The 12658-nt window shown below is 74.1% G+C and carries 11 protein-coding genes; 7 read left to right on the top strand and 4 right to left on the bottom strand.

The window, feature by feature from the left end; genetic code table 11:
• Positions 1 to 118: 118 nt before the first annotated feature.
• From IE326_RS35470 to IE326_RS35450, 5 genes are all read left to right on the top strand, one after another.
• On the top strand, positions 119 to 2311 hold the full coding sequence (locus IE326_RS35470; protein ID WP_150233746.1) for a discoidin domain-containing protein: 2193 nt from the start codon (positions 119 to 121) through the stop codon (positions 2309 to 2311).
• Between the two features lie 133 nt (positions 2312 to 2444).
• Positions 2445 to 4613, top strand: a complete 2169-nt coding sequence (locus IE326_RS35465; RefSeq protein ID WP_190044512.1) for a discoidin domain-containing protein — start codon at positions 2445 to 2447, stop codon at positions 4611 to 4613.
• 45 nt (positions 4614 to 4658) lie between these two features.
• Positions 4659 to 5750, top strand: a complete 1092-nt coding sequence (locus IE326_RS35460; RefSeq protein ID WP_190044511.1) for a DUF1996 domain-containing protein — start codon at positions 4659 to 4661, stop codon at positions 5748 to 5750.
• A gap of 85 nt (positions 5751 to 5835) precedes the next feature.
• Positions 5836 to 7254: a GH1 family beta-glucosidase gene (locus IE326_RS35455; RefSeq protein ID WP_190044510.1), complete on the top strand. Its 1419-nt coding sequence runs from the start codon at positions 5836 to 5838 to the stop codon at positions 7252 to 7254.
• Positions 7255 to 7338: 84 nt separating this feature from the next.
• Complete coding sequence (locus tag IE326_RS35450; protein WP_190044509.1) at positions 7339 to 7509, top strand: hypothetical protein; 171 nt, start codon at positions 7339 to 7341, stop codon at positions 7507 to 7509.
• Positions 7510 to 7568: 59 nt separating this feature from the next.
• Here the strand turns inward: IE326_RS35450 and IE326_RS35445 are convergent, their stop codons facing one another.
• Positions 7569 to 8150: an HAAS signaling domain-containing protein gene (locus IE326_RS35445; RefSeq protein ID WP_190044508.1), complete on the bottom strand. Its 582-nt coding sequence runs from the start codon at positions 8148 to 8150 to the stop codon at positions 7569 to 7571.
• The gene (locus IE326_RS35440) at positions 8147 to 8614 is read right to left on the bottom strand and encodes a PadR family transcriptional regulator (protein ID WP_150233736.1); all 468 of its coding nucleotides are present in this window, start codon (positions 8612 to 8614) and stop codon (positions 8147 to 8149) included. The genes IE326_RS35445 and IE326_RS35440 overlap by 4 nt, the downstream gene beginning before the upstream one ends.
• Positions 8615 to 8748: 134 nt before the next feature.
• Here IE326_RS35440 and IE326_RS35435 point away from each other — a divergent pair, with 134 nt between their 5' ends.
• Both IE326_RS35435 and thpR read left to right on the top strand, forming a co-directional pair.
• Positions 8749 to 9807 carry a hypothetical protein gene (locus IE326_RS35435; RefSeq protein WP_190044507.1) on the top strand — a complete coding sequence of 353 codons (1059 nt, stop codon included), beginning with the start codon at positions 8749 to 8751 and terminating at the stop codon, positions 9805 to 9807.
• Positions 9808 to 9994: 187 nt separating this feature from the next.
• A complete protein-coding gene (thpR, locus tag IE326_RS35430; protein WP_150233732.1) occupies positions 9995 to 10588 on the top strand; it encodes an RNA 2',3'-cyclic phosphodiesterase in 594 nt (197 codons plus the stop codon).
• A 13-nt stretch (positions 10589 to 10601) separates the two neighbouring features.
• Here thpR and IE326_RS35425 read toward each other — a convergent pair whose 3' ends face one another.
• Both IE326_RS35425 and IE326_RS35420 read right to left on the bottom strand, forming a co-directional pair.
• Positions 10602 to 11462 carry a maleylpyruvate isomerase family mycothiol-dependent enzyme gene (locus tag IE326_RS35425; RefSeq protein WP_190044506.1) on the bottom strand — a complete coding sequence of 287 codons (861 nt, stop codon included), beginning with the start codon at positions 11460 to 11462 and terminating at the stop codon, positions 10602 to 10604.
• A gap of 88 nt (positions 11463 to 11550) precedes the next feature.
• Entirely contained in the window at positions 11551 to 12621 is a 1071-nt protein-coding gene (locus IE326_RS35420) for an Lrp/AsnC family transcriptional regulator (protein WP_190044505.1), read from the bottom strand.
• Positions 12622 to 12658: the final 37 nt, after the last annotated feature.

The following is a 12658-nucleotide window of genomic DNA, read 5'->3' as shown; positions in this document are numbered from 1 at the left end:
CGCTTAATGCAAGTCAAAAGAAAAGTCGTGTCACACGCCTTGACCGTCAACTCCGCCCCCATGCAAGGTTTCGGAGAGCGCTCTCCCATGTGTCCGTCACGTATCACCGAGGAGACTCATGTCCCCCGTTGGGTCCCCGCCGGTCCGCCGGCGCCCCGCCCCCGCACCCCGCCGTTCCACGGCCGGCGCCCTCGTCGCCGCCCTGGCCGGCACCCTGCTCGCGGTCGTCCCCACGACCTCGGCACAGGCCGCCGAGACCCTGCTCTCGCAGGGAAGGACGGCCACCGCCTCCTCCCTCGAAGGGGCCGTCTTCTCCGCCTCCAACGCCGTCGACGGCAACCTCGGCACCCGCTGGGCCAGCCAGTGGAACGACGCCCAGTGGCTCCAGGTCGACCTCGGCGCGAGCAAGCAGCTCAGCCGCGCGGTCCTCACCTGGGAGGGCGCCTACGGCAAGAGTTACGAGATCCAGGCGTCCGACAACGGCACCGACTGGCGCACCGTCACCGCCGTCTCGGCCGGCGACGGCGGCACCGACGAGGTCGCCCTCTCCGGCTCCGGCCGCTACGTCCGGATGAACGGCCTCACCCGCGGCACCGGATACGGCTACTCCCTCTGGGAGTTCCAGGTGTACGGCGAGGCCGGCGGCACCGGCCCGACGCTGCCCGGCGGCGGCGACCTCGGCCCCAACGTGCACGTCTTCGACCCGTCCACGCCCGGCCTCCAGGCCAAGCTGGACGCCGTCTTCCAGCAGCAGGAGTCGGACCAGTTCGGCCCCGGCCGCCACGCCTTCCTCCTCAAGCCCGGCACGTACGACGGGCTCAACGCCCAGCTCGGCTTCTACACCCAGATCGCGGGCCTCGGCGTCCGCCCCGACGACACCACCGTCAACGGCGACGTCACCGTCGACGCCGGCTGGTTCAACGGCAACGCCACGCAGAACTTCTGGCGCGGCGCCGAGGGCCTCGCCCTCAACCCGGTCAACGGCACCGACCGCTGGGCCGTGTCCCAGGCGTCCTCCTTCCGCCGCATGCACGTCAAGGGCAGCCTCAACCTGTCCCCGAACGGCTACGGCTGGGCGTCGGGCGGCTACATCGCCGACTCCAAGATCGACGGCCAGGTCGGCAACTACTCGCAGCAGCAGTGGTACACCCGCGACAGCTCCATCGGCGGCTGGACCAACAGCGTCTGGAACCAGGTCTTCTCCGGCACCGAGGGCGCGCCCCCGACCGCCTTCCCCGAGCCGAAGTACACCACCCTGGAGACCACCCCGATCTCCCGCGAGAAGCCGTACCTGATCTGGGAGGACAACCAGTACAAGGTCTTCTCCCCGGCCAAGCGCACCAACGCCCGCGGCACCACCTGGGCCAACGGGACCCCGCAGGGCGAGAAGATCCCGCTGACCCAGTTCTACGTCGTCAAGCCGGGCACCACCGCCGCCACGATCAACCAGGCGCTGGCCCAGGGCCTGCACCTGCTGTTCACGCCGGGCGTCTACCACGTCGACCGGACCATCGAGGTGAACCGCGCGGGCACCATCGTGCTCGGCCTCGGCCTCGCCACGATCATCCCGGACAACGGCGTGACCGCGATGAAGGTCGCCGACGTCGACGGCGTCCGCCTCGCCGGCTTCCTGGTCGACGCCGGCCCGGTCAACTCCCCGACGCTGCTGGAGCTCGGTCCGCAGAACTCCTCGGCCGACCACGCCGCGAACCCGACGACCGTCCAGGACGTCTACATCCGCATCGGCGGCGCCGGTCCCGGCAAGGCCACCACCAGCATGGTCGTCAACAGCGACGACGTCATCGTCGACCACACCTGGGTCTGGCGCGCCGACCACGGCGCCGGCGTCGGCTGGGAGACCAACCGCGCCGACTACGGCGTCCGCGTCAACGGCGACGACGTCCTGGCCACCGGCCTCTTCGTCGAGCACTTCAACAAGTACGACGTCGAGTGGTACGGCGAGCGCGGCCGCACCGTCTTCTTCCAGAACGAGAAGGCGTACGACGCCCCGAACCAGGCCGCCATCCAGAACGGCTCCACCAAGGGCTACGCCGCCTACCGCGTCGACGACTCGGTGAACACCCACGAGGGCTGGGGCCTCGGCAGCTACTGCTACTACAACGTGGACCCGACCATCGTCCAGGACCACGGCTTCAAGGCCCCGGTCAAGCCCGGTGTGAAGTTCCACAGCCTGCTGACCGTCTCCCTCGGCGGCAACGGCCACTTCAACCACGTCATCAACGACACCGGGGCCTCCACCGCCCCCGCCGGCAGCTCGACCGTGCCCTCCACCGTCGTCAACTTCCCGTGACGACCCGCCGGGGCGCGGCACCCGCCGCGCCCCGGCCCCCGGCCCCTTCCGGGCGGCGGACCGACCTGCCCCGCCGCGCCGCCCGGAAGGCACCGACTCCCCCTTCCCCCACCGCGTCCGTCCTGGAGCCGCCATGACCGCGCACCACCCCGCGACCCGCACCCGGGCCCGCACCGCCGCCTCCCTCGTCTCGCTCGGCGCCCTGCTCGCCGCCTCCCTGACGACCCTCGCCGCCGCCCCCGCCTCCGCCGCCGAGACCCTGCTCTCGCAGGGGAGGACGGCCACCGCCTCCACCACCGAGGGCGCCGGCTTCCCCGCCTCCGCCGCCGTCGACGGCGACCCGGGCACCCGCTGGGCCAGCCAGTGGAGCGACGGCCAGTGGCTCCAGGTCGACCTCGGCCGCACCGCCACCGTCAGCCGGATCGTGCTGAACTGGGAGGCCGCCCACGCCACCGCGTACGACATCCAGCTCTCCGACGACGGCACCACCTGGCGGACCGTGAAGTCCGTGACCGGTGCCGACGGCGGCACCGACGAGCTCGCGGTCTCCGGCACCGGCCGGTACGTCCGCCTCCAGGGCGTCACCCGCTCCGGCGGCTACGGCCTCTCCCTCTGGGAGTTCAAGGTGTACGGCGAGGAGGGCGGCACCCCGCCGCAGACCGGCGGCGCCGTCCGCGTCACCGGGAGCCAGGGGAACTGGCAGCTGACCGTGGGCGGCCAGCCGTACACCGTCAAGGGCGTCACCTGGGGCCCGTCCGTCGCCGACGCCGGCCGCTACATGCCCGACGTGAGGTCGATGGGCGTCAACACCATCCGCACCTGGGGCACCGACGGCTCCACCAGGCCGCTCCTCGACGCGGCCGCCGCCCAGGGCATCCGCGTCATGAACGGCTTCTGGCTCCAGCCCGGCGGCGGCCCCGGCTCCGGCGGCTGCGCGAACTACGTCACCGACACGACGTACAAGACGAACATGCTGAACGAGTTCGCGAAGTGGGTCGAGGAGTACAAGTCCCACCCGGCGACCCTCATGTGGAACGTCGGCAACGAGTCCGTCCTCGGACTCCAGAACTGCTACTCCGGCACCGAGCTCGAAGCCCAGCGCAACGCCTACACCAGCTTCGTCAACGACGTCGCCCGGAAGATCCACACCATCGACCCCGACCACCCCGTCACCTCGACGGACGCGTGGACCGGCGCCTGGCCCTACTACAAGCGCAACGCCCCCGACCTCGACCTGTACTCGATGAACGCCTACGGAGACCTGTGCGGGGTGCGCGAGGACTGGGAGCAGGGCGGCTACACCAAGCCGTACCTCATCACCGAGACCGGCCCGGCGGGGGAGTGGGAGACCCCCAAGGACGCCAACGGCGTCGCCGACGAACCCACCGACGTGCAGAAGGCCGAGGGCTACACCCGGGCCTGGGGCTGTGTCACCGGACACCGGGGCGTCGCGCTGGGCGCCACCGTCTTCCACTACGGCACCGAGCACGACTTCGGCGGAGTCTGGTTCAACCTCCTGCCGGACGGCCTCAAGCGGCTCTCCTACTACGCGGTGAAGAAGGCGTACACGGGCGGCACCGCCGGGGACAACACCCCGCCCGTCATCTCGAACATGACCGTCGCCCCGTCCGGATCCGCCCCGGCCGGCGGCGAGTTCACGATCCGCGCCGACGTCCGCGACCCCGACGGCGACCCCGTCACCACCAAGGTCTTCCTCAGCGGCAACTACGCCGACGGCGACAAGCGGCTGATCGAGACCCCCCACCGCCGCAACGCCGACGGCTCCCTCACCGTCACCGCCCCCGCGAAGCTCGGCGTGTGGAAGGTGTACGTCCAGGCCGAGGACGGCCGCGGCAACGCCGGCATCGAGACGAAGTCGGTGAAGGTCGTCGCCCCGCCCGTCAGCGGCACGAACATCGCCCAGGGCCGCCCCACCACCGCCTCCTCCTTCCAGGCCTCGTACGGCGACTGCCCCTGCCCGGCCGGCAACGCCACCGACGGCAACCCGAACACCCGCTGGGCCAGCGACTGGGCCGACCCGCAGTGGATCCAGGTCGACCTCGGTTCCGTCCGCGCCTTCTCCCGGCTCCAGCTGGTCTGGGACCCGGCCTACGCCCGCGCCTACGAGGTCCAGGTCTCCGACGACGGCCAGAACTGGCGCACGATCCACACCCAGACCGCCGGCGACGGAGACGTCGACACGATCGGGACGGGAGCCACCGCCCGCCACGTGCGCGTGCACATGACCGCGCGCGGCACCGGCTGGGGCTACTCGCTCCACGAGTTCGGCGTCTACAGCTGACCGGCCCGCACCACCCCCACCTCCCACCCCACTGAGGAGATCCCCATGAGATCGAGTCCGAAGCGGCTCTCCGTACTCCTCGTCAGCACGGCCCTCATCGCCGGAGCCCTCGGCTTCGGCACGATGGCCCAGGCCACCGACCCGGCCGACGGCGTCCCGGCCGCCGTCGCCGCGGCCGTCAACCACACCGGGCACCGGATGGCCGCCTCCACCCAGGCGTCCGGCGACGACGCCGACGGGGACGGGTACATCCCCGCCGTCCCGCCGGTCACCGGCGTCACCCCGTCCACGGAGGTCCCGCCCCCCGCCTACCACCACGAGTTCCAGGCCGGCTGCTCCGTCACCCACACCGCGCCGGACGACCCGATCGTCTACCCGGGCCAGTTCGGCAAGTCCCACGACCACACCTTCATGGGCAACACCTCCACGAACGCCGCCAGCACCACCGCCTCCCTCTACGGCGGCGCCACCACCTGCAAGGCACCCGCGGACGCCTCGGCGTACTGGATGCCCTCGCTGTACAACGGCGACCAGAAGGTCCTGCCCGTCGGTCCGCAGGTCATCTACTACAAGGCGGGCGTGACCGACTACCGCAGCGTGCGTCCCTTCCCGAAGGGGCTCCGCTTCGTCGTCGGCAACCCGATGCAGACCGAGCAGGAGTTCCGCGCCCACAAGGGCTTCGTCGAGGGCTGGGAGTGCGGTGACAGCTTCTTCAACACCGACATCCCGGCGAACTGTCCGAGCCGGCCCGACGTCCAGCTCAACCTGCGCATGCAGGCGCCCAGTTGCTGGAACGGTCTGTACCTCGACACCCCCGACCACAAGAGCCACATGGCGTACCCGGTCGTGAAGCCCGGCACCAACGACAACATGTGCCCGGCCTCCCACCCGGTCGCGCTGCCGATGATCGAGTTCAAGATGGCGTGGCCGGTCAACGGCGACATGAGCCGGGTCCGCCTCGCCAGCGGCCGCGGCTACTCCTTCCACTACGACTTCTTCAACGCGTGGGAGGAACGCACCCTCAAGGCCCTCGTCGACCACTGCATCAACGGCGGCCTCCAGTGCGACACCCGGGGCTTCGACCTCTACCGCCCCGAGCGCGGCACGGTGCTGGACGCCGACCACCGCCTGCCCTGACCCCCGTCCACCCCGTCACGGGGCGGCCCGGACGCCCGCCGCGGCGCCCGGGCCGCCCCCGTGCGGCCCCCAGCCCGGAGTCCCCATGCCCGCCCATGACCGCTTCCCCGACGACGACGCCCTCATCGACCGCCTCCCGCCCGGCTTCCGCGTCGGCGCCGCCACCTCGGCCTACCAGATCGAGGGCGCCGCCGCCGAGGACGGCCGCACCCCCTCCATCTGGGACACCTTCTGCCGCGTGCCCGGGGCCGTCGACAACGGCGACACCGGGGACACGGCCTGCGACCACTACCACCGGATGCCCGAGGACGTCGCCCTGATGGCGGGCCTCGGCCTCGACGCGTACCGCTTCTCCGTCTCCTGGCCCCGTGTCCAGCCCGGCGGGCGCGGCCCCGCGAACCCGAAGGGGCTCGCCTTCTACGACCGGCTGGTCGACGAACTCCTCGCCCGGGACGTCACCCCCTGGCTCACCCTCTACCACTGGGACCTGCCCCAGGAGCTCCAGGACGCCGGCGGCTGGCCCGCCCGCGACACCGCCCACCGCTTCGCCGACTACGCCGCCCTCGTCCACGACCGGCTGGGCGACCGCGTCACCCACTGGACCACCCTCAACGAGCCGTTCTGCTCCGCGGTCCTCGGGCACGTCGAGGGCGTCCACGCCCCCGGCGGGCGCTCCCTCGCCGACGGCGTCGCCGCCGTCCACCACCTGCACCTCGCCCACGGGCTCGCCGCCCGGCGGCTGCGCGCCGACGCCCGCCGCCCCCTCGACCTGGCCGTCACCCACCTGCTCGGCACCAGCGCCCCCGCCGGCGACGGCACCGCCGACCGGGATGCCGCCCGCCGCGCCGACGCCTTCGGCTTCCGCTTCTACCTCGATCCGATCCTGCGCGGCGCCTACCCGGACGACCTCGTCGCCGACCTCGCCGCGCACGGCGTCGAGATCCCCGTCCGCGACGGCGACCTGGCGGCCATCGCCACCCCGATCGACACCCTCGGCGTCAACTACTACCGTTCGATGCGGAGTTCGGGAACGGACGAGAGCGGCGCCACCACCGACGCCCAGGGCCTGCCCGTCACCCGCGGCCTGCCGCACGGTGGCCTGCCCGTCACCGGACTCGGCTGGGAGGTCATGCCCCACGACCTCACCGCCCTGCTGCTCCGCATCGCCCGCGACTATCCCGGCACCCCGATGCTGATCACCGAGAACGGCGCCGCCTACGAGGACGTCCCGGACGCGGACGGCCACGTCGACGACGCCGAGCGCACCGCCTACCTCTCCGCCCACCTCGCCGCCGTCGCCCGCGCCTGCGAGGCCGGCGCCGACGTCCGCGGCTACCTCGCCTGGTCGCTCCTCGACAACTTCGAATGGGCCTACGGCTACGCCCAGCGCTTCGGGATCGTCCGCGTCGACTACGCCACCCAGGCCCGCGTCCCCAAGCGCAGCGCCCACTGGCTCGGCGACACCGCCCGCAGGCTGCGCGAGCGGACCCCGGCCCCGGCCTGAGGGGAGGGGGCCCGGACCGCCGGGGCCGCGATTGCGGGGGCCCGGGGCGCGGCAGACGATGGGAGGAGGACCGAAGGAGACGTCATGGCCGAAGCGCAGGACGACCCGCTCGCCGCCTGGACCGAACGACTGCTCCGTCTCGGCGGCGGAATCTCCCCGGACGACGCCAGGGCGTTCGTCCACGACCTCTATGCCTATGCCCAGTCCACCCTCGACGAGACACGGGCCGAGGCCGACCTGGAGCGGGAGGAGTAGGGGGCAGGGGGGCGGGCCCGGTCGTCCGGCGCGCCGGCCCCCGGCCGCGCGGGCCCGCGTCAGCCGCGCAGGGCCCTCAGGAGGACGCGGGCGCCCAGCAGCGGGACGCCGATCATGAAGACGGAGATCAGCAGGACCTCCACCGGGCCGAGGCGTCCGGCGGAGAGCGCCAGCCCGCCGAGCAGCAGCAGGCCGGGTCCGGCCACCGAGGTGGCGGTGCCGATCCACTTGTGGCGGTTGCCCCACAGCGGGGACTTCCACAGCAGCGCCAGCCCGATCGCGAGCATCAGCGTGCCGGCGAACGGCGAACCGAGGACCAGCAGGCCGCCGAGGGTGGGCAGCGCCACGATGAGCCGGGCCGTCTGCCGGCCGGCGAGCGGGCCGGTCGGGGCGTCGGGGGCCTTCGGGGCACTGCCGCCGGCCGTCCCCTCCTCGGCGAGCGCGGAGGCCGCGACCGTGCGGGGCTCGCCCAGTTCGGTGAGGACGGCACGGATCCCGGCGTCGTCCGGGGCGCCGCTGACCTCGATGTGCTCGCGGAGGTCGGCGAGGAGCTCCGCCCGGCGCTCGGCCGGGAGTTCGGTGGTCTCACGGGCCACGGCGTCGAGGTAGGCCGCGACGAGCGGGTGGTCGATGGCGTTCATGCGGTGTCCCCCTGTGGGTCGTTCTGCGGGTCGGTCCGTGGACCGCTCTGCGGGTCGTGCCGTGCGTCGTTCTGCGGATCGGGCCGAGGGCCGTTCTGCGGGTCGTGCCGAGGGTCGTCGAGGAAGTGGTCGACGGCGTTCCGGAAGTGCGGCCAGGCCCCGGTGAACTCGGCGAGCGAGGTCCGGCCGAGGGCCGTCAGCGCGTAGTAGCGGCGCGGCGGCCCGCTGGGGGACTCGCGCAGCTCGGTGTCGACGAACCCCTCCCGCCGCAGGCGCGACAGCAGGGGGTAGATCGTGCCCTGGCTGGTGGCCATCACGCTGACCGCGGAGAGCTCGGAGAGGAGCTCGACGCCGTACTTCGGTTCGTGCCGGAGCAGAGCGAGGACGCAGTACTCCAGCACCCCCTTGCGGAGCTGGCTGGAGACCCTGCCCCCGCCGTCGTTCTTTGCGTTACCAGGAACCATGCAATGCAAGATACTTCGGCCGGGCGGTCACGACAAGCCGCGACCCGGCGGGAACCGGCCGCTCCGCCCGATCGTGTAAAGGGGGACGGGACCGACGGGCAGGACCGGGACGAGACCGGGCGAGGGGAGACGCGGTGGCGGCCGACAAGGCGAGGATCGAAGGGGACACCCTGCTGCTGGGGGACGGGGTGCGGGTGCGCTTCGTGCGCACGCTGCGGCTGCCGGAGACCGGCACCCACCGGCTCCCCCCGGGGCTGGGCACCTTCCCGCTGCGCAGGGTCGAGGACCATCCGGACACCGTGCCCGAGCAGTGGCTGGCCAAGGGCGGCGTGATGCTGCCGGTCTACCTGCGCGAGGCGATGTGGCTGAGCTTCGCCGGCAGCCCGGAGCCCACCGCGCTCCAGATCGGCGTCGGCAAGGTCTGCGCGGTCTCCGGGAAGAAGTGGACGGGGAAGCTCTCCCGCCGCCCGCAGAACTACGTGGTGCTGCCCCGCCAGCCCTGGCTCGACGGCATCAACTCCGGCAAGGGCACGGTCCGCCAGTTCGTCGCCGTCCCGCTCGGCATGGGCGCCACCGTCGAGGGCCAGGTCACCGGCGAGGAGACCGTCGGCGGCCTCCAGCTCCAGGCGTTCCCGCTCGCCCCGAAGCCCCGCGCCGCCTGGCGCGAGGAGCAGCGGCGGCTGGCCGAGGAGCGGGCCCGCTTCCTCGCCGCGCACCCCCAGCAGCCCGGCGCGGCCATGATGGCCTACGGCGCCCCGCCCCCGATGCCGATGGCCGCCCCCGCGGGCGCGCCCCCGGCGGGCGCGGCCATGGGCATCGGCGCCGGCGGCACGATGCGGCAGGAGGTGTACCAGGACGACCGTCCGGCCCGCGACTGGTCCGACACCGCCGACGCCCGCGTCTTCGTGCACCTGGTGACCCCGCCGGAGTGGCGCAGGATCACCGGCGAGGAGCCCCCGCCGTCCCCGGCCGACCGCGCCGCCTACACCCGCGCGGGTCTGCCCTGGTACGACTACGACGACCCCGAGGGCACCGACCTCGCCCCCTCCGACGCCCTCGCCGACGTCAAGCCCGTCGGCGAATGGCTCGGCGACGACCTCGACCCGTGGACCCCGCCCGCCCCCCACCAGGTCAAGCCGCTCGGCCCGCCCCCGCCCCCGCCGGGCGCACCGATCGCCGACGGCGACTGGTGACGGGCGCGGGCCGGTCCACGGGCACGGACCGGCCCGCCGGCCCCGGCCGGTCCACGGGCACGAGCACGGACACGGGAACGGGCGCGGGTACGGGTACGGCCGGGCCCGCCGGTACGGGGGCCGCGCCCGCCCCCGTACCCGGGACCCGCCCGCACGGCCTCCGCCCCGGCACGGTACGAAGACACCTGTGAACGACACGACCCCGCCCGCGACCATCCGCGTCTTCATCGCGCTGGCCCCGCCCGACGAGGCCAAGGACGAGCTCGCCCGGGCCCTCGCCCCCGTCTACGCGGCCCATCCGGACATGCGCGAGAACCGCATCGAGGACTGGCACATCACCCTCGCGTTCCTCGGCGAGCTGCCCGTCGCCGTCGTGCCCGGCCTCCACGGGCCCCTCGCGGGACTCGCCGCCGCCCGCGGCCCGCTCGCCCTCTCCCTCCGGGGCGGCGGCACCTTCGACGACCGCGTCCTGTGGAGCGGCGTCGCCGGGGACCTCCCCGGCCTGCACCGCCTCGCCGACGAGGTGCGCACCCTGGTGAAGGAGGCCGGCATCCCCTACGAGGGACGCCCGCTGCGCCCCCACCTCACCCTGGCCCGGGCCCGCCGCGGCGACCTCACGAGCGTGCCCGACGCGGCCCGCGTCCTCGACGGCTTCGAAGGCCGCCCCTGGCGGGCCGCCCGGCTCCACCTCGTCGGCAGCGGCGACGCCAGGGGCCCGGCCCCGGTCCGCTACCGCGACATCGCCTCCTGGCCGTTCGCCGGACCGGCGGCCCCGGCATGATCCGAGAGACACGCTAAGGCGCGGTGATCAGCCGGCTCAGCCGGGGGGCGAGCCACGGCCGGCGGCCACCGGCCCGCATCCGGCCCAGCGCGACCGCCTTCCAGAGCGGCAGGCGGCCGAAGGAGACCAGCAGGAACGCCTCCGGAGCGGCCGTGATCCGGCAGTCGTACGGGCGCGGCGGCGCGTCCCGGGTGACGGTGGCGGCCCCGTCCTCCACCACGACCGCGAGGCGCGGGCCGCCCCGGACGGCCAGGTCGAAGGCGAGGCGGACGCCCTTTGCCCGCCCGGCGTCGAGGGCGAGCGGCATCATCGTCACCATCGCCTGCCCGATCACCAGCGCGGCGTCCCCGGGGGAGACGGTCCAGGGGCGCCGGGCGCCCCGCGCGATGTCGAGCCCGTGGACCAGGGTCTCGCTGAGCATCAGGCCCGTCGCCGCCGCCAGCGGCACGGTCCGTCCGGGGCCGTACCAGGGCGCGGGCACGGGCGCGTCGGGCGCGAGGCCCGCCGAGGCCCGCAGGAAGGCGGCGCCCCGCTCGGCGAGGAGCGGCGCGAGCCGCTCGCGCTCCTTTCCGGAGAGGAGTCCGAGGGAGAGCTCGTTGACGGCGGCGATCCGCTCGCCGAAGGTCCCCTCCCGCTCCAGGGGGACGGCGTCCCAGTCGACGCCGCCGTCCCCGGTCACGGCGGAGCCGTAGGCGAGGTACACGGCGGCGAGGTGCGCGCCGACGTCCCCGACGGACCACACCGGCACCCCCGAGGGGGCCTCCAGGTCGCCGATCCCGCCGACCAGTTCCCCCAGCCGCCCGATCGCGGCCTCCAGCGCGGCCCGTGTCCGCTCGTGCTCGGCCGCCGGGTCGAAGGGCGTGACCGCATCCATGTGTTCCCCCAAGGCTGTGGACGGGCCCGCACATTACCGCCCGGTAGTCTCCGGGCGACAGGGTCCGCGCGTCACGAACGGGCCGCGGTCAGCGCGCCCGGGGCGTCCGCAGCCGGTCGAGCAGCGCCGCCTCCGCCGCCTCCGAGCGCGCGTCGCTCCACCGCCCGAGCGGCACCGCCCGCAGGTGCCGGCCCCGGGGGTCCAGGAGGTGACCGCCCAGTTTCATCGGCCAGAGGGTCAGCGCCCGGTCCATGACCGCCAGTTCGGGAAAGCGCTCGGTGAGCCTCGACTCGAAGGACGGGATGTCGTCCACCGACCGCAGCCAGGCGGCCAGCAGCAGGTTGTGCGGCCCCGACAGCGACGCGCACAGCCGGATCTCCCGCAGCGCCCCGATCCGCTCCGCGAGCCGCGGCGCCCGGCTCTGCGGCACCGCCGCCCACAGCGACACCGACACCGGCCATCCCGACAGCGCCCGCGCCACCTCGCAGCGGTACACCAGCGCGTGCTCGGCCTCCAGCCGCTCCAGCCGCCGCCGGACCGTCGTCGGACTCAGCCCGGTCCGCTCCGCCAGCCGGGCCGCCGGCTGCCGGGGGTCCTCGCTCAGCACCCGTACGAGCTCCAGGTCCCGCTCCTCCAGGAGCCGGCCGCCCGCGGGCCGGCCCGGGGCCGGCCGTCCGGCCCCGGCCAGCGCGCGCCGCTGCTCCTCGGTGAGCCGGTCCAGCCTCCACCGGCTGCCCTCGGTGTGCAGGGTGGTCGCCACCTGGGTGCGGGAGGCCGCGACCCCGGCCAGCGCGCCCAGCCGGAAGCCCACGTACCGGGCCAGCTCGCCCTGGTCGGCGAAGACCGCCGTGACCAGCAGGTCCCGGCCGCCGCTGACGTGCTCCAGGTTGAAGACGTGCGGATCCTCGGCGATCTCCGCCGCCACCTCGTGCAGCCGGCCGGCCGCGCAGTCCACCTCGATGAAGGCGACCACCGCCGGCGCCTGCGCCCGCACCGCCGGGTGGACGCTGATCCACGCGTTCCCCGCCCGGGTCAGCCGCGCCCAGCGCCGCGCCACGGTCGACGCGTCGAGGCCCAGGGCCCCGCCCACGGTCTGCCAGTCGGCGCGCGGGGCGACCTGAAGGGCGGTCACCAGCAGATAGTCCAGCTCGTCGAGCAAGCCCCCACCCCGTTCCCGAAACGGCGCATTCGCGCAA

Source organism: Streptomyces filamentosus (assembly GCF_014654895.1).
GTDB lineage: Bacteria > Actinomycetota > Actinomycetes > Streptomycetales > Streptomycetaceae > Streptomyces > Streptomyces filamentosus.
This window is presented reverse-complemented; position numbering and strand designations above follow the sequence as displayed.